We start from the raw sequence: 17,660 nt of genomic DNA on the forward strand, positions 1-17,660 counted from the left end.
ATGGGCGCATGCGGACTTGAGAGTGGTGACGCCGTTTCGACGGCGATCCCGATTAGGAAGATGACAAATTGGCATAGCCCTGACCCTCCAGCCCATCATCGGACGGAGGAGTTGCGATGCCTAACAGGACAACCGACCGCGGCCCGGACCTAAAGCTGGTCAACCTCAGCCCGGCCGCTATCGATATCGGATCAAAGATGCACATGGCCGCGGTAAACCCGGCCTGCACCGACAAGCCAGTGCGTGCATTCGGCACATTCACGCAAGACCTGCATGAACTGGCGGACTGGTTCAAGATGTGCGGCGTGACCAGTGTCGCGATGGAATCCACTGGGGTCTATTGGATCCCAGTCTACGAGATCCTAGAACAGCGCGGGTTTGAGGTCATTCTGGTCAACGCGCGGTACGCCAAGAATGTACCTGGCCGTAAAACCGATCTCAGCGATGCCGCTTGGTTACGCCAGCTCCACTCCTATGGCCTGTTACGGGGCAGCTTCCGACCGATGCCGAGATCGCAACGTTGCGAGCCTATCTACGCCAGCGCGAGCGGCTCGTGGAATATGCTGCCGCCCATATCCAACATATGCAAAAGGCTCTGATGGAGATGAACCTGCAGCTCCATCATGTTGTGTCGGATATCACCGGCGCGACCGGCATGCGGATTATCCGAGCCATTGTTGCAGGCGAACGCAATCCCGACGTCCCGGCAACCTATCGGGACGTGCGCTGCCACTCATCGATCGAGACGATCCGCGCAGCGCTCGTAGGCAATGACCGCCACGAACATGTTTTCGCGTTAGCTCAATCACTGGAGCTCTACGACGTTTATCAGGCAAAGATGCTCGACTGTGATCGCAAGCTCGAAGTCCTGATCAGTGCATTGAACACCAAAGGAGCAAGACCGGTCGGAAACCTAGCCAAGCCGCGCGTAAAGACCAAGCAGGTCAACACCCCCACCTTCGATGTCAGGACCGCACTGTACAGAGTGCGGGGCGTCGATTTGACTGAGATCCACGGGTTGGGTCCGTCGCTCGCATTGAAGCTCATTGGCGAGTGCGGTATCGATCTAACGGCATGGCCGAGCGCCAAACACTTCACTTCCTGGCTCTGCCTCGCACCCGGCAACAAGATCTCCGGCGGCAAGGTGCTGTCTTCGCGCACACGGAGATCTTCAAGTCGCGCAGCTGCGTTGTTGCGTTTGGCAGCCACAACCGTGGGGCGGAGCGAGACAGCGCTGGGAGCATTCTATCGCCGGTTGTCAGCACGTGCGGGTAAATCGAAGGCGGTGACGGCGACGGCTCGCAAGATTGCGGTTTTATTCTACAACACACTCCGGCACGGCATGAGCTACAAGGATCCTGGCGCCGACCAATATGAGCAGCAATATCGTAGCCGCGTCCTCGCCAACCTACAGCGCCGGGCGAAATCGCTAGGCTTCGTGTTGCAGGCCATCCCGGGCGACGCCAATCCGGCTGTTTCTTAGGAAGGCCGCAGCCTACTTCGCGAAGGAAGCGACATGAAGTTCCCCTTCGTTGCGAAGCACCGGACGATCTGGCCGGTGGCATGGCTATGCGATGCGCTGGGGGTGTCGCGGTCGGGCTTCCATGCTTGGCTGAATCGTTCGCCCAGCGCCAGATCCCGCAGCGACGAGGAGCTCGGCGGCAAGGTCAAGGCCAGCTTCGCCGCCAGCGACCGCACCTATGGCGCACGCCGAGTGTGGCGCGACCTGCTCGCCGAAGGGGCGGATTGTGGCCTGCACCGGATTGAGCGGCTGATGCGGCTGCAAGGCTTGCGGGCGCGGCCGCGACGTCGGCGCTTGCCGAAGGACAGCGGCGATCGACAGCTCGAGACCGTACCGGCGAACCTCCTTGACCGGCAGTTCGCCGCCGAGCGTCCCAACCAGAAATGGATCGCCGACTTCATCTATCTCTGGACGGCCGAAGGCTGGCTCTATGTCGCAGCGGTGATCGACCTGTTCTCGCGCCGCGTGGTGGGCTGGTCGATGAGTGCCGCCATGACCGCACAGCTCGTGACGGACGCATTGTTGATGGTCGTCTGGCGACGCGGCAAGCCGGATGCGCTGTTGCATCACTCCGACCGGGGCAGCCAAGGCGGATTCAAGCGGTCGTCGCAATACCAATTGTGTTCACTCACGATAGCAACTCGTCAAGGGCCTCTGCCGGCGTTTTCCAACCCAGGGTTTTTCTCGGTCGAGCATTGAGGGCCGCGGCCACAGCGGCGATCTCGTCGGCGCCGTGGACGATAAGGTCGGTGCCTTTCGGGAAGTACTGACGCAGCAGCCCATTTGTGTTCTCGTTGGTGCCACGCTGCCATGGGCTGTGCGGATCGCAGAAGTAGATTTGGACACCCGCGTCGATCTTAAGACGATCGTGCTGAGCCATTTCAGCTCCCTGATCCCAGGTCAGCGAACGACGCAGCTCTTCGGGCAAGCTGATGATGGTGCGCGTAATCGCGTCGCGCACCGCTTCAGCTCCGTGCCCTGCGAGAGTAGGCCCATTCTTCATGCGCGGAGCTTCGCCATGCCCCGCAAGCCGGGGAAGATGCAGCAACATCGTGAAGCGCGTCGTACGCTCAACCAGCGTGCCGATCGCCGAGCTGCCAAGACCAAGGATGAGGTCTCCCTCCCAGTGACCCGGCACCGCGCGATCGGCCGCTTCGGCGGGGCGTTGACTGATCATGATCTCCGGCGAGACAGAGCTCCTGTCTCGCCTGCGTACGCGCGCCCTGGGTACCCGCAACACGCGCCCCGTTCGCAAGCAGGCCGACAGTTCGCGGCGTAGCGCTCCCCGCCCCTGAACGAAGAGGGCTTGATAGATGGCTTCGTGGCTGATGCGCATCGTCTTGTCGTCCGGGAAGTCGATCGGCAAGCGTCGGGCAATCTGCTCTGGGCTCCAAGCCCTGGCCCATCGCCGATCCTTGCGCGGGCGGGCGGCCCTTCCACGGAACGGCGGGACCAGGAACGGCAGCGCCACTCAGGGTCGTGACGACGCCAGCCAGCGCTGCTCCCCATAAGTGCGCAAGGTTGTGTTGAGCGCAAGCTTGCTCGGTTTGGGTCGACGGGCCGATCGCTCGGCGTGCCATTGGGCTGTCGACGCACGATACTCCAGGCCGCCGCTGCTCGTCGCGGCATTGCGTCGTAGCTCACGGGAGATAGTCGAGACGGATCGGCTAAGTCGGCGCCCGATCTCGCGGCTCGAAAGGCCCTGAACGCGAAGAAGTGCAATCTCCTCACGTTCCGCAAACGAGAGGTACCGCCCGGACGGCGGCTTGGTCGAAGTACTGAACATCGCTGGTGCCATGCCGCCCGCGTCGGAACAATCTGGTTCCGACAGGCTGCGACATACCAGCCGCCAATGCAGCATCCTCGCTGGTCATCCCCTGCGCGATCCCCAACCAAAATCGCTGGAGTGCAGATCGCCCCGCTACCGGCGGTCGTCCCCGTGACGGCAACGGCGCCCGTCCAGAACGGTGTGATCGTCGCTTTCGAATCCCATCGCAACCTCCTTCGTTCAGGTGTTGCGACGACCGCTTGAATCCGCCCAGTACACAAGCGAGCAGTTCCAGCGCCTGATGGCCGACAACGGCATCGTTTGCAGCATGAGCCGCTCCGGCAACGTCTGGGACAACGCGGCGATGGAAAGCTTCTTCTCCTCGCGCAAGACCGAGCGTACGGCCAACAAGATTTATCGAACCAGAGACGAGGCACGCGCCGATGTGTTCGACTACATCGAACGATTTTACAACACGACGCGCAGGCACTCGACCATCGGCTATCTCAGCCCGGTTGAGTTCGGGCGTAAGGTGGGATTAGCTTGACCGGGTGTCCATCAAACCGGCAGCAGCTCAGTCACGTGTTTCTGTTTAGAATGCACGAGCCGCTCAACAGACACGCCAGATTGTTCATCCATGCGACGCCTTCGGAGCCACTTGATCTAGGACTGACAAAGCCTATAGCGCGCCAATCAGGATGAGAGCGCGTATTGCCTCATGTACTGATGCTCCCGGGTGCGATCGGTTGCCTCATTTATTTTGCTCCTGGCTTGAGTTGAGGAGGAGACCGGGTGCGGAGATGGCCGGGGTTTCGGAGCGCCCGGCCTCCTCCGCTGGTACCTCGCACGTCATTGGAGTGTTGTGACCTCGTACCCTGGCGGCATTTTCTCGCTAGGAGCGAACAGCAGCGCGTTCGCTTGCTCGCTGCGCCAGGATTTCAGCCGACGTTGAAGCGTTCGAAGAAGCTTGTTCGGATAGGCTCCAGGATATTCCTCCTGCAAGCGCGAGAGCAGTTCGCTGCCAGTCCGCCAAGGCTCGGTTTCAAACCATTTTCGCAACTCTGGCGTTGCTCGGATGTGCGGGTCGGGACGACGTCGGCCTCTCTCCGCCTTCACGAGTGGCCGATCCGTCGGTCGCATAGCTCCGTCCTTCCAGGCCGTGCGCAGGCTTGCCAGGAAGCGATCGATCGATTGCGATGCCGCAGCAGGATGGCCGATTGGTTGGGTGTCCCCGAGGACCGCGAGGCGCTCCTGCACGTCGCGGATGTCGCGCAACAACGCGACTGGATCGAGGGCGGCATAGATTTCTTGGAGATGATGGCGGACAGCGTCAGGCGTGCGGGCGTCCGCTGCCAGGCGCTGGTGTGGTGTAGCCGGCGCGCTGTATGTCTTGCGTACACGGGCACCGTCGCGCTGCTTGGCTATCAATTTGAACGAGGGTTGGAAGAAGTTCACGAACAGCCGCGCCGATCGATAGAGTTCAGCCAGCAGCTTGGCCGCTTCCAGGCGCCCTCGAACCGACGATAGCCGACTATCCTGCGCACGACGGCGCCGTTCTTCTGCTCGACGAACGCCTGGTCATTTTTTCGGTAGGGCCGGCAACGCGTGAAGACGATGTTGGCCGCCTCGCAGTAGGCTTTCAGCGTCTCGTTCATGAACACGGTATCATTGTCAGTATCGAAGCCGAGCAGCGCAAAAGGCAATTGTTTGCGCAATTCCGTCAGCACCGTGCTCAACAGCGTTTGTTCGCGCACGATCAGAGGAGCGCACTCCGTCCAGCCGGTAGCAATGCCGGTGAGCACGAGGGTCTGGATGAAGCTGCCGCGCGCAGATGGACCGCTATGCGCGACAAGGTCGGCCTCGACGAATCCGGGCGCCGGATCATTCCAATCTGCCGACGTCCTTATTGGAGCCCTGCGACGCAGGGAATGCGTCGCGTGCCGCTGTCGGGCGACATGGAAAATTGACCCCCTGACGACACGAGGAATTGCCCCCCTCGCGACACGGTCAGAACGGGGGTTTTTATGCAGCGACTCAGTTCAGGTCCTCTGCGGTTCAAAGATCCGCGGAGGGAGGCCATGCTGGAGCCGGACGAGGTTTCGGCGATACTCCGGCTCAACGAGCTGGGGTGGGGTAGCAAACGGATTGCCCGGGAGCTCGGGATTAGTCGCAACACGGTGAAGGACTACGTGGCGGCCGGCGGCTGGACACCCTATCGGCAGCCGCAGCGCAAAAAGGCGCTCGATGGCCAGGAGACCTGGCTCAAGGAGCGCCTGCGGCAGCACCACGGCAATGCCGATGTGATTCGCCAGGAGCTGGCAGCCGAGAAAGGCATCATCGTCAGCCTGCGCACGGTCGAGCGGGCGGTACAGCGCTATCGCCAGGAGCTTGCGGCCGAGGCGCGCGCGACGGTGCGGTTCGAGACACCGCCCGGCAAACAGCTGCAGATCGATTTTGGCGAGCGGCTGGTCGAGATCGGTGGCAGCAAGGTTCGCGCCTACCTGTTCGTCGCCACGTTGGGCTACTCGCGCCGGCACCATGTCAGAGCATTCCGCAACGAACGGCAAGAGAGCTGGTTCGATGGCCTGGAAAGCTCCTTCGTGAAGTTCGGTGGCGTGCCCGAGGAGGTACTGTTCGATAATGCGCGTGCGTTGGTCGTGGAGCACGATGCCGCGATGCGCACCGTCGTGTTCAATGACAAGCTGACCGCGTTTGCCAAGCACTGGGGGTTCCGGCCACGGGCCTGCGCGCCATATCGAGCCCGCACCAAGGGTAAGACCGAGAATGGCGTCGGCTACGTCAAACGGAACGCGGTCGCCGGCCGCACCTTCCCGAGCTGGGAAGCCTTTGAGGCGCATCTTGAAGCTTGGACGCGGGAGATCGCCGACCTACGCCAGCATGGCACGACTGGCGAAGCACCAATTGAGCGCTTCAGGCGCGCTGAGGCGCACGCGCTGAAGCCCATCGCTGGGAGGCCGCCCTTCCAGGCCGCACGTGAACTGATCCGGCGCGTGCAGGCCGACTGCGCGGTCGAGATCGATGGCAACGCCTACTCTGTGCCATGGCGGCTGATCGGCGAGACGGTGAGAGCGACGATCGCCGATGGCGTGGTGCGCATCCACCACGGGATCCATGAGGTGGCCGCTCATCCGATCTGTGTCGGTCGGCGCCGTCGCGTCGTTGACCCTAAACACTTTGAGGGCCTGACTGGCTTTAAACCGAGCCGTGCTGGCGAGCTCGCGTTATCGCCTGTCGCGCCGCCGTCGCCGACGCTGCTGCGGCCACTCGGCGAGTACGAAGCGATTGTGGGAGGGGGCTTCTGATGCGAGCCATTGTCCCCGACCGCCTGAGCGATATGCTGACGCGCCTGAAGCTGACGGCTGTCCGCGACCAACTGGATGGGTTGTTGGATGAGGCCGGTCGACAAGAGCTGAGCCTACGCGAGACTCTGGTGCTGCTGTGCGAGCGCGAGATCGCCCGCAAGGATGAGCGGCGCATCGAGATGACGCTCAAACTTGCTCGCTTCCCGTTCGTTCGCGATCTGTCGGGCTTCGACTTCTCGGCCCAGCCCTCGCTGGATCCGAAGCAGATACGCGAGCTTGCGAGCGCCCGCTGGATCGCCAATGGCGAGAACGTGCTGCTCCTTGGGCCACCTGGCGTTGGCAAGACGCACCTTGCGGTCGCGCTTGGGCGCGAAGCGATCCTGGCTGGGCATTCCGTTCAGTTCGTCGCAGCCACGACTGTCGTTGCGCAGCTTGCCAAAGGTCACAGCGAAGGCCGGCTCGAGGAGCGACTCGCGCAATTTGCCAAGCCAAAGCTCCTGATCATCGACGAGCTCGGGTATCTGCCCTTTGAACCCGATGCCGCGCATCTGTTCTTCCAGCTCGTTAGCCGTCGTTACGAGAGAGGCGCGATCCTGCTGACCAGCAACCGCAGCGTCGGCGAGTGGGGCTCGGTCTTCAGCGACCCCGTGGTCGCCACCGCGATCCTTGATCGTCTGCTGCACCACAGTCACGTAATCACGATCCGCGGCGACAGCTATCGCTTGAAGGAGAAGCGCCGCAGCGGACTTCTGCAGAAGCCCGCTGTACCAGAAGCCAAATCGGAGAAGAAGTCGTGACGCAAGCCGCTCGCTCGCTACAGCGCTATGAAGGGCGCGCTTCGCGAGCGGCTTGCTTCAGTCCTGCAAACAACAAGGGGGTCGCTTCCTCATGTCGTTGCGGGGTCAAATCCGGACGTCGCTTGACAGCCGCCGACGCTTGCGACCTAATCCTTCTCGGACCCCCACCAATGCGCGGTCGATCGTCGCAGCGCTCATTGCCAAAAGTTTGTCGCGGATCTCGGGGGTAAGGTCGAGGTGGCCATGCCGTTCCATCGCCTCAATCAACGCAGGCATTAACGCCTTCAGCCGCTTCCCGCAGATCCGGTCTGACGCCTCCCAAAGGAGCACGAGCGCGTTGTGTTCTACCTCATTATACATTCGACGTCGCGCCCTTCGGCTTGGGCGCGCGTCTTCCTCACCTCGAAGTAGTCGCATCGCCTGCTTGCGATGGAATCCGGTGATGTCGACGAACTCGTCCAATATCCGCGTCTTCTTCGCGCGATCCGAACGCCGATAGCGCGCGCCTGCTGCCGCCGTCAGTTCCTTCCGCGTTGCCATGCTTAGCCACCCCATCTTCGCCCCCGCTCGCTCCCGATCCAAGGGAGCAATTTACGTGAGGCAACGGCTCAGCATTTGGTAACAATTAGGGCGAGACAATGCGGAGTCTCACCCTGATCGCCGCCGCGCAAAAGCCAACCGATCGGAGGACGAGGCAAGGCTTAGGCAGTTTATTTTTGCTGTGCGAAGAGCCTTGGCCTCACACGTCTGCAAATGAAGGAGGCCGGCGCTCACACCACGCTTTTAGGCCCTCTCGGGCATCAGGTGATGTTAGGCTTTCGAAAAACTTCGCATTGATCTCGACCGGGTCAGCAGTGCCTCGACGAATTGAATTGAGCGACGTCTTCAGGCCCCGGAGAGAAGCCGGCGAACGCTGGGCGAGCATCCCGGCAAAATGCTCTAATCGCGCTTCAAGCGCATCCGAAGTACACACCTCGGTAAGATAACCCATCTGTAACAACGTGATGCTGTCAACTTGCTCGCCTGTTAGAAAAAGGCGTTTCGTTTGCGACAGGCCAAGCCGCTCCACGTAACGTCGTAAACCAGAATAGTAGTACTGAATACCGAGGCGAGAAGGAGACATTTGCAAGAGACATCCCCGCGTTCCGATACGAAAATCACATGCAAGCGCGAGGTCAGTAGCGCCTCCGTAAATGTTTCCATTCAGGCCGCATATAGTAGGAAAGGGGCATTCTTCGACAAGATCGCACATCGCGGCGAACAGGGCTGTACATGCCGCCGCACGATCACTCGACAATGTATCCAGGTCAAATCCTGAACTAAAACTTGGACCTTGAGCCGTTATCATTAGTACTCGCACGCTCGACTGCCGAGCCAAAGTCGCGACGATTTCAGAGAAAGTCTCGATGTCTGTTGGCTCGAACCGATTGTGCTGCCGAGACCGGTTCAATTGAATTCTCGCGATCCCTTTTGACACATGCAAGGTCGGCAAGTTCCCGAGCTCAGATGCTTCTTCATTCCTTTGTTTCCCTGCTGCGACCTCACTTCCAAATTTATTCATTCGATTCCCTCGACTGGCGAAACCTGCGCTGCAGGGACGGGTAGGTGAGGCGCGGTTGTCAACGATGAAGCACAGAAGCTTCGGCCCTATGCCCTCAGCCCCTCCGTATTCTTTTTACGTTGACAGATATTTTTTTTACATTCAATAGAATATCTCGGAAACTGGCCCTGCCGGCAGCGCGGCGAGGAGAGGCGTAAGTCATGTCCAACCGCAATTTCTATGTCCTGGTTGAGGGGAGGGCCGAGGCAAACCCGACAGACGTGCTCCTAGAGCTTGAGAGCGGCGAAACGCTATCCGCTCAGTGGCTGCACAAGCTCTGTGGTAGCTATGCCAGCGTCTTCCGGCGGCTCGGATGTGCGGTCGGTGATCGCGTGGCCGTCCAGGTCGAGAAGTCCGCACATGCTTTCGCGCTCTATCTTGCCTGCCTCCGTGCTGGGCTCTGCTATTTGCCCATCAACACAGCTTATCGCTCAGCTGAGTTGGCCTACCTTCTAAAGGACGCGCAGCCTTCCTTCCTTCTCAGAGGACCAAATACGGAAGCTCTTCCCGACATGACGGTGCCTCGGTCAACCAAGGTCTTAACGTTTGGCATCCGGGGTGAAGGAACATTCGCATCACTTGTCAAAGCAGGAGAGACCTCGTTTAGCACCGTCGAACTCAATGGTGCGGCTCCCGCAGCTCTCCTCTACACCTCAGGCACAACCGGCCGGCCCAAGGGTGCTCTGATCAGCCATGCTGCGCTCTCGTACACCGCTCAAACGCTGAGTCGATTGTGGGGCTTCTCGTCTTCGGATGTTCTGCTACATGCGCTGCCGATCTTCCACAGCCATGGTCTATTCATCTCATTCAACGTCGCGCTGGCAGGCGGAGCGCGAATTCTCCTGCAAAATAAATTCGATGTAAGTCCAGTGCTCGACGCAATTCCTCGCTCAACCGTTTTTATGGGAGTGCCAACTTACTATCATCGTCTATTGACCTGCCCTTCGCTGGCCAGCTCTCTTTGCCGAAACATGCGACTGTTCATATCCGGTTCGGCACCACTATCGGCTCCGATGCATCGCGATTTTGAAACTCGGACAGGGCACCGTATCCTGGAGCGTTATGGTTTGACCGAGGCAATGATTCTCTGCTCGAACCCCCTGGAAGGTGATCGTCGACCAGGTTCGGTAGGGCTACCGATTCCCGGTGTTGATTTGCGTATTGCAGGCGAGCGAGATGAAGCTCTGCCTGTCGGACAAGTAGGTATCATTCAAGCGCGAGGACCGGGGCTTTTCTCCGGTTACTGGAACAATGCTGAGCAAACCAAAGCCGAGCTCACAGCAGACGGGTTCTTCCGTACCGGCGACATGGGTCTCGTCGACGAGAAGGGATACGTCTCGATTACAGGCCGCGCCAAGGATCTCATCATCAGCGGCGGATACAACGTCTATCCCGCAGAAGTTGAGGCTGTAATCGATGAACTGACTTCCGTTAAGGAGTCAGCCGTTGTCGGAGCAACTCACGCGGATTTCGGAGAGTGCGTCGTTGCCTTCGTAATTGCTAGCGATAAGAGCGACCCACCGAGCGAAAGCGAGGTGATTCAGCAGGTCAAGCGAAACATGGCAAGTTACAAAACCCCCAAGAAGGTCATCGTAGTCGATGATTTTCCACGGAATGCTATGGGAAAAGTCTTGAAGAAGGAGCTCCGGACGACACTAGCGGACTTTCCCACGCTTGGCTCGGATAACGCCAATAGATAATCGGCCTCCCTAGGCTAACTGGAGATTGCACACTTGTGCGCATACCATCCCGCTGAATTTCAAGCGCTGACATTTCATGATGCGGTACCCGCCTTCAGAGAAGGACGAGATAGCCCGCGCAAATACCTTGAGCGCTGTCTCGAAACGATCGACGCTCGCGAGCCCACCGTGCGAGCTTGGGTCGAAATGAACGTGCGAGAGGCGAGGTCCGTGGCTGATCGATCCACAGCGCGTTACCTCGCGGGACGAGAGCTTTCGACCATCGATGGCATGCCGGTCGGGATCAAAGACCTCTTTATGACAAAGGATATGCCCACGCGTATGGGATCTCCCTTGTTCAGAGACAATCACACTCATCAAGATACGGCTTGCGTCCAGGCATTGAGAGCCGCGGGCGCCATCGTGCTCGGTAAGACAGTGACGACGGAACTCGGCATGTCCTACCCTGGACCGACTACCAACCCGTTCAGCCATCGCCATACCCCCGGCGGATCGTCGAGCGGATCGGCAGCGGCCGTCGGCGCGCGGATGATACCTGCGGCAATCGGAACGCAAGTGGCTGGCTCGGTGATTCGACCAGCGAGCTTTTGCGCGAACTATGCGATCAAGCCGACAATGGGCGCCATCCATCGTGGGGAGCGTCTGGCACTTAGCCAAAGCCACGTGGGGATCCATGCTGGCGACCTTCGTGACATGTGGCATGTGTCGATTGAAGTCGCAAAGAGATCAGGCGGCGATCCCGGCTATCCCGGCCTTTACGGTGAGACAACTCTTCATCCGGCAACCCGGCCACTACGAGTGATTGTGATGGAGGCCCAAGGTGCGGCAGAATTGGACGACGATTCCAGAGACGCATTTGAACGGTTCCTCACTCAGCTTCGCCACGCCGGCGTCCACACCATCGACAGAACCAACCACTCGCTGGTCGACTCGTTCGAACGTGCCATCGACGAAAGTCTTGAAATTACTCGTGACGTTTGTGCCTACGAGATGCGCTGGTCACTGGAGAACCTTGTAGAAAGGTTTGGCGGAGGGCTGAGTGACAGCTTGACCTCTCGTCTGGAACTCGCGAGAAAGATGAGCATAGATGACTATCGTCAACTACTCGCCCAGCGCGATAAGGCAAGAGCAGCCCACGCCGCAATTGCTCATATCGCCGACGCTATCGTTGCTCCGTCCTCCGTTGGACCAGCTCCAAAATTAGACAATCAAGGACTTGACTCGGGCATCTCACATACAACAGGCCTGCCGAGTTACAATGCTGTTACCTCCGTCTTAGGGGCGCCAACTATCACGCTTCCGCTTCTTGCGGTGAGGGGAATGCCTCTCGGAATTCAGGTTATTGGCCAGCAGCATACCGATCAGCACCTTGTAGGTTTAGGGCGTTGGATCAGCGAGACTATTCCGGCGCGATCGGTCTAATCTCTGCTGGCTCATTCTGAGTTCGACCGGCATGGGCCCTTGGCGAGGTAAATTCGGCAGCATCTGATCTCGGGCCCGTATGTTCGTCGATCGTCTCACCATAGGTAGGGGAAGTAGCGCCTAGGTTGAGCGCCGGGCCGGCAAATCGCGTGCTCCTTCGAGTATTGTTGGGCTAAAGGTTCGAGCCTTTGAGCTACCGGTTGACGAACCGGTCCGCCTCTCGTCGCGATACAATTGCGAAACTTTTCGCTATCTACTCGCGGATCGTGGTATGAACTCCCATACCCGCGGGCAGGACCGTGCTCAAATTCAACCGAACTAGCGAAATCGCCAACTGGATCAAGACCGAAATTGATTCCGGTGCTTTGCAGCCAGGATCCAAGCTTGATGAAAAGCAACTCTCCGACAGGTTTAACGTTTCGAAGACCCCTGTCCGGGAAGCCCTGATACAGCTGGCATCGCGTGGCTTGGTAGATCTGAAGCAGCGGAGGGGTGCGACCGTCTCGGTTCTGAGTGCGGAGCAAATTGTCGCTATGTTCGAAGTTATGACGGAGCTTGAGGGAATGTCTGCAAGGCTGGCCGCGGCGCGAATGCCGACGGACCTACAGGCGCGCCTCCGCGACATACACTCTCGCAGCGAAAGCGCGCTTCACAATGCGCAGCTGTACGATGCAATTAATAAAGAGCTCCATGAAACTATCTACGAGGGTGCGCAAAACTCATATTTGGAACAGTCGATAAAAGAGACCCGCGCTCGCCTGCGTCTCTATCGTCGGTACCCATTCCAAAAACCAGGTCGCATTCAACAGTCCTATCAAGATCATTGCTCAATTGTGGCAGCGATCACCCGAGGAGATGCCATGGCGGCTGCTCAGGCTATGCACGATCATCTCACGACTGGCGGACGCGTTTTCGCAGATCTCGTGGCGGAAGCCGCTCGTTTTGCGAATACACCTGATAAGGCGGCGGGATAACCCCGCCCAATTGCCTCCACCTACTCGGCAACTCTTCTCGTCTTCTAACCCGCGTGGCGCGATATGGCGCGAGCAGCAATGTGGAGCACGAACTATCACCGGTCACATAAAACCTACTGATCAACTCAACCGACGAATTGATGATTTTCTCGCTTGCCGATGACACATCGATCGGATCGTATTACATCATCTGCTTCACCTTCCAGGCGCCATCCCTCGCAAATCCCACAAGGGCTGCAGGAATTCTTCAAGTCGGCAAGAAAATGCGACGCAAATCTCTGTACGATACTAGTATCCTAAGCGCATGGAATATATCGGAGACGACCTCGCGGGGACCGACAAATGACGCTCCAATCGAACAGTCACAACAGCCCGCAAGCGATTGGCGCTACTCCAGTACACGAGCATCTCTACCATTTCCATCGCCGCGATTTTCGTGCCGGGCGGCTCTTCTTGTTGGCCCGTAGGAAGCGGGCACGCACAGAGACGGGCCAACCGCCGATGTTGCTCGCCGTAGCGCCGGCGACACAAAGGCGGCAATCACCGCGGCTGAGCGCTCATTTCCGGTCCGCCGAATTCTTGCCTGCAAAAGCGCAGCAATTCTGAGGTCGTGGGCCGGACTAATGCGGAAGAGCTGGCGCTTCTGGTCGCGAGCGAACAGGGCCAGTTATGGATGAACCCGCGATAAGAAAACACTCTTGTGAACGAGCAACAGGCAGCCCGCTCTTGATCAAGGCTTTCCAACGAAACTTGGCTCATAGGCCGACCGAAGGTCGGTCTCAAGAAGCGCGAGTCGCCGTCACATGATAGGCCCAGGCCCGATGGAACGATCCTTGCTAGATTGATCGGAAGGGTAGATCAAACCCAGGAGCGATACATGAAGAATTATGACGGCCCCATTGACCCTCAAAAAACAGCATTGCTAGTTGTCGACCTGCAGAACCACGAGATTTCTGAGGAAGAACAGCGCAAATATCCGGAGTACGTGGACCGCGTGAAACATCAGATCGTGCCGAACGTCCAGCGGCTACTGCAAGCCGCGAGGTCGTGCGGCGTGGAAGTGATGTACACGGTAATCGAAAGCCTCACCAAGGATGGGCGCGATCGTTCGCTTTGCCACCGTAAGCTAGTCATCCCAAAGGGGTCATGGGGAGCTCAGGTAATTCCCGAGATAGCGCCTGGCGAAGACGACATCGTCTTACCAAAGACAGCTTCTGGGGTATTCAGTTCGACCATCCTGGAGCGGGTTCTTCGTAACATGGGCATTGAGGAGGTAATTGTTGTTGGCGTTTTAACGGATCAATGCATCGATATGGCGCTGCGCGACGGTGTAGATCGCAGCTTCCATATGATTTGCGTCACCGACTGCTGCGCCGCCTATACTGAAGAGAGACACAATTACTCTCTTCGTATGCAATATGGCGCTGTCCGGAAAGTGACGACGGAGGAGATTGTATCGGAACTCTCAGGCAAGTTATTCGCCCGAAACAGCTGAGATTTCCCTTCTTGAGATTCCCTCAGTAAGCCGAGCGGTTTGTTTTCTGTCTCTTTTCCGCTGAGCAAGAGATGCAAAACGAGATCCTAACGTCTTACCCCTGAGAGGGAATCTCGAAGAGCTGCGTTGAAGCGTATGACACGCGCGTCAACGTTAACACCTGTGGCGCTTGTGCATTGCGGAGACTTCGGATGCGAAAGAGCCTGGTTTGCGTGCTGCGCAGACTATAAACCGTAGATCAAAAGCCATGCGACGAGGAGATGCAAGCCGTGCCGCGTAAACTTCCCAACACGCCTGTTGATGTCTGGCGCACAACTCCGGAAACGTTGGACCTGGCGGAAAACGCCAAGCGATTTGGCTGGTGGGATTTTCCGCTCGAAAGCGCTGCAACAGATTCGGCAGAAATGGATGGAATTGACCGCGCGTACTGGTTCTATAAAAGCGCGCGCCCAATTACGAGAACATCACGGGATGTTTCTGATGCGTTGTTCTTGAACGACAAGTCTATTGTGGAATTACCGACTGCATTTCGAAAGCAGCAGACTGCGACTCTGAGTGCACTGGGGGATCTGATCCAGGCGCGCGGGCTAGAACACTCTAAGGATCTTTTGTTCGAGAGCATCGAAGCCGCTGTCTTCAATGCCGATATCTCTTTCGCGAATTATGAATCTGTGGTGGCAGACGATCATGTCGTGAGCGAGGCTATAGGCGACGGCCGCTCTTCGATGATGTGTTGCTCATCGGCCCAATATTCCGCATTAACAGAACACCAGGGTAGACGTTTCACGATTCTTAACCTCGCGAACAATCACTCATTGGACTTGGGCGTTCAGGGTCTTCGAACCACTCAAGAGCTCTGCAGAGCGAATGGGATCATTGAAATCGGCGCCCCTCGATGCGCCGAGGAGTACGGCCGGGGCACGGTTTTCACGAAGAGGGGCATCAGGTTCGGGTTCGTGTCGGTCACATTCGGTCTCAATGGGCGACCCCTACCCGACGGTGAACATTATTGTGTGCACGCGTCACCGCTCATGTCCAAACGTGTCGTGGCCGATCTTGAGCTACTCAAATCGCAAATAAGGAGCTGTAAACATCAGAATGCCGATGTCATCATCGCCTCAATCCATTGGGGCTTCGAATTCGAGTTTTTTCCAAGACGAAAGCAAATTGAGCTCGCTCATGCGCTTGTGGAGGAAGGCGCCGACATAATTTTGGGCCATCATCCTCACGTAGTTCAGCCGATCGAGTACTACCGCACTACACGTGATCCCAACCGAGTTGCGGTCATCGCTTACTCCTTGGGTAGCCTAACTTGGGACTGGTATACGGCTCCACATTTAATTTTGAGCTTGATGCTGAACTTTCAGTTCGCAAAAGGTGATACAAGTGCAGGAAGCCGTACTTACATCGAAAGTGTCACCGCTACTCCTTTGTTTAGAAATATCTTCTACAGGGGCGATAACAAAGTGATGCGCATTGAACAACTTAGAGACCACCTGGATGCGAAAAATGCCGACTTCGGTCACTTAGAACAAATGCAACAATACGTAGACTTGATTTCGGGCCGCGGAGCCCCGGTTTGACGAGCTCGCGACAGCCTCTCATCCAAATGCTCTCCGCCATCAGGTGCGACCGTGAATGTGTAAGCGGAGTGACCTGCCACTGAATGTTCATCCAGCGGCAGTTAGAGTCTCGGAGTTTTGTGCAGCGAGACCGAACTTTGGACCACCCGGAACTAGAGTTTTGCGCCTCTGATCACGTTGGCGGGCTGGTGTCGCCGACGTGATTTTGCAGCAAAATCGGCGGCCGATTGCCGATCGCCCCGTGGGGCCGTTCTTCGTTATAGTATCTTCGCCAAGTCTCCACCTTTTGCCGGGCATCCGCAAGGGACAGGAACCAATGGGTGTTGAGGCATTCGGCCCGGAAGCGGCCGTTGAAGGCTTCGATGAAGGCGTTGTCGGTCGGCTTGCCGGGTCGTGAGAAGTCCAGCGTGACGCCGCGCTGGTAGGCCCAGAGGTCAAGATCGCGCGACACGAACTCGCTGCCTTGATCGACCCGGATCGTCGCCGGGAGTCCCACTTCATTGCAAACCCTTTCCAGTACCTCCACGACATCGGTGCCGCGGAAGGTGAGCCGCGGCTCCAGTGCGGGCGAGAAGCGGGAGAAGATATCGACGATCGTGAGCACCCGGAGATTGCCGCCGGTGGCCAGCTGGTCATGAACGAAGTCCATCGCCCAGATCTCGTTGACCCGCGTCGCGGGCCGTCGGTCGTCGCGCAACTTGGCCTTGACCCGGCGCTTGGGCGATTTGTTGCGCAATTGCAGGCCCAATTCGCGATAGATGCGACGGGTCTTGTTCTGGCCGTGACGCCATCCCTCGCGGCGCAACAGCACATGGACGCGGCGATAGCCGTAGCGGATGCGAACATGGCAGATCTCCTTGATCCGAGCTTCGAGGGCCGCCTGGCCGGAGCGACGAGATTTGTAGTGATAGGTCGATCGATCGAACTCGAGGGCCTTACAAGCCTTGCGGATCGAGACCTGCCACTCCCCGCAAACCTCATCGACGAGCTTGCGCTTCCGACCAGGCTTCACAGCTTTCGGCGGATCACGTCCTGCAGCATCTCCTTGTCGAGCGATAGGTCCGCCACCAGCTTCTTCAGCTTGGCGTTCTCGTCCTCGAGCTGCTTCAACCGGCGCATCTCGGTCGGCAGCAGTCCGTCGTACTTTTTCTTCCAGTTGAAATAGGTCGCCTGGCTGATCCCGGATTTGCGGCAGATCTCCGCAACCGGGACCCCGTCGTTGCCCTGCTTCAGGATAAACGCCTTCTGGGCGTCCGAAAACTTCGAGGCCTTCATCGTCGTCCGCTCCTCCCAGCCGAGGGGATTCGGCAGCGCAAGACTCTAGCCAAAATTGGTCCAGTTTGCCGGCCTCAGGTCAGCGGTAGCTGAAGCGCCGCCGCTCGTTGGCGAAATCGCGCAATCGGCCACGCAGAATTGCGTCCGGCGGGCGGCTGGAGCGATAGCGGATCATCTGTAAGCGCGATTTTCTCCGCACGC

Annotated in this window: 9 protein-coding genes and 6 pseudogenes; 10 read left to right on the forward strand and 5 right to left on the reverse strand. The window is 58.4% G+C overall.

The window, feature by feature from the left end:
• Positions 1-116: 116 nt before the first annotated feature.
• Both XH91_RS35545 and XH91_RS35550 read left to right on the forward strand, forming a co-directional pair.
• Positions 117-1,483 (forward strand): annotated as a pseudogene (locus tag XH91_RS35545) (IS110 family RNA-guided transposase).
• Positions 1,484-2,110: pseudogene (locus XH91_RS35550) on the forward strand (IS3 family transposase); the annotation flags it as partial. It abuts the pseudogene before it with no gap.
• Between the two features lie 40 nt (positions 2,111-2,150).
• Here the strand turns inward: XH91_RS35550 and XH91_RS35555 are convergent.
• Positions 2,151-3,510: pseudogene (locus XH91_RS35555) on the reverse strand (IS30 family transposase).
• A gap of 42 nt (positions 3,511-3,552) precedes the next feature.
• Between XH91_RS35555 and XH91_RS35560 the strand changes: the two are divergent.
• Positions 3,553-3,837: pseudogene (locus XH91_RS35560) on the forward strand (integrase core domain-containing protein); the annotation flags it as partial.
• Between the two features lie 302 nt (positions 3,838-4,139).
• Here the strand turns inward: XH91_RS35560 and XH91_RS35565 are convergent.
• Positions 4,140-5,239: pseudogene (locus XH91_RS35565) on the reverse strand (ISNCY family transposase); the annotation flags it as partial.
• Between the two features lie 75 nt (positions 5,240-5,314).
• Here XH91_RS35565 and istA point away from each other — a divergent pair.
• Entirely contained in the window at positions 5,315-6,613 is a 1,299-nt protein-coding gene (istA, locus tag XH91_RS35570; RefSeq protein WP_164934316.1) for an IS21 family transposase, read from the forward strand.
• On the forward strand, positions 6,613-7,410 hold the full coding sequence (gene istB, locus XH91_RS35575; RefSeq protein ID WP_128929835.1) for an IS21-like element helper ATPase IstB: 798 nt from the start codon (positions 6,613-6,615) through the stop codon (positions 7,408-7,410). Before istA ends, istB begins: the two co-directional genes overlap by 1 nt.
• A gap of 129 nt (positions 7,411-7,539) precedes the next feature.
• Here the strand turns inward: istB and XH91_RS35580 are convergent.
• Positions 7,540-7,965, reverse strand: a pseudogene (locus XH91_RS35580) (ISNCY family transposase); the annotation flags it as partial.
• 184 nt (positions 7,966-8,149) lie between these two features.
• Positions 8,150-8,971 carry an enoyl-CoA hydratase/isomerase family protein gene (locus XH91_RS35585; protein ID WP_128929836.1) on the reverse strand — a complete coding sequence of 274 codons (822 nt, stop codon included), beginning with the start codon at positions 8,969-8,971 and terminating at the stop codon, positions 8,150-8,152.
• Between the two features lie 200 nt (positions 8,972-9,171).
• Here XH91_RS35585 and XH91_RS35590 point away from each other — a divergent pair, with 200 nt between their 5' ends.
• From XH91_RS35590 to XH91_RS35610, 5 genes are all read left to right on the forward strand, one after another.
• A complete protein-coding gene (locus XH91_RS35590) occupies positions 9,172-10,710 on the forward strand; it encodes an AMP-binding protein (RefSeq protein WP_128955112.1) in 1,539 nt (512 codons plus the stop codon).
• 33 nt (positions 10,711-10,743) lie between these two features.
• On the forward strand, positions 10,744-12,132 hold the full coding sequence (locus XH91_RS35595; protein ID WP_128955113.1) for an amidase: 1,389 nt from the start codon (positions 10,744-10,746) through the stop codon (positions 12,130-12,132).
• Positions 12,133-12,431: 299 nt separating this feature from the next.
• Positions 12,432-13,106: a GntR family transcriptional regulator gene (locus XH91_RS35600; RefSeq protein ID WP_128929839.1), complete on the forward strand. Its 675-nt coding sequence runs from the start codon at positions 12,432-12,434 to the stop codon at positions 13,104-13,106.
• A gap of 877 nt (positions 13,107-13,983) precedes the next feature.
• A complete protein-coding gene (locus tag XH91_RS35605; protein WP_128929840.1) occupies positions 13,984-14,601 on the forward strand; it encodes a cysteine hydrolase family protein in 618 nt (205 codons plus the stop codon).
• Positions 14,602-14,870: 269 nt separating this feature from the next.
• Positions 14,871-16,184, forward strand: coding sequence for a CapA family protein (locus tag XH91_RS35610; RefSeq protein WP_164934300.1), 1,314 nt, complete (start codon positions 14,871-14,873; stop codon positions 16,182-16,184).
• Between the two features lie 172 nt (positions 16,185-16,356).
• Here XH91_RS35610 and XH91_RS35615 read toward each other — a convergent pair.
• Positions 16,357-17,459 (reverse strand): IS3 family transposase gene (locus tag XH91_RS35615; RefSeq protein WP_128929842.1). Its coding sequence is split into 2 segments (ribosomal slippage): positions 16,357-17,198 and positions 17,198-17,459, totalling 1,104 coding nucleotides; the frame shifts between segments, so codons are not numbered across the junction.
• Between the last annotated feature and the right edge of the window lie 201 nt (positions 17,460-17,660).

The organism is Bradyrhizobium guangzhouense, from assembly GCF_004114955.1.
Classification (GTDB): Bacteria; Pseudomonadota; Alphaproteobacteria; order Rhizobiales; family Xanthobacteraceae; genus Bradyrhizobium; species Bradyrhizobium guangzhouense.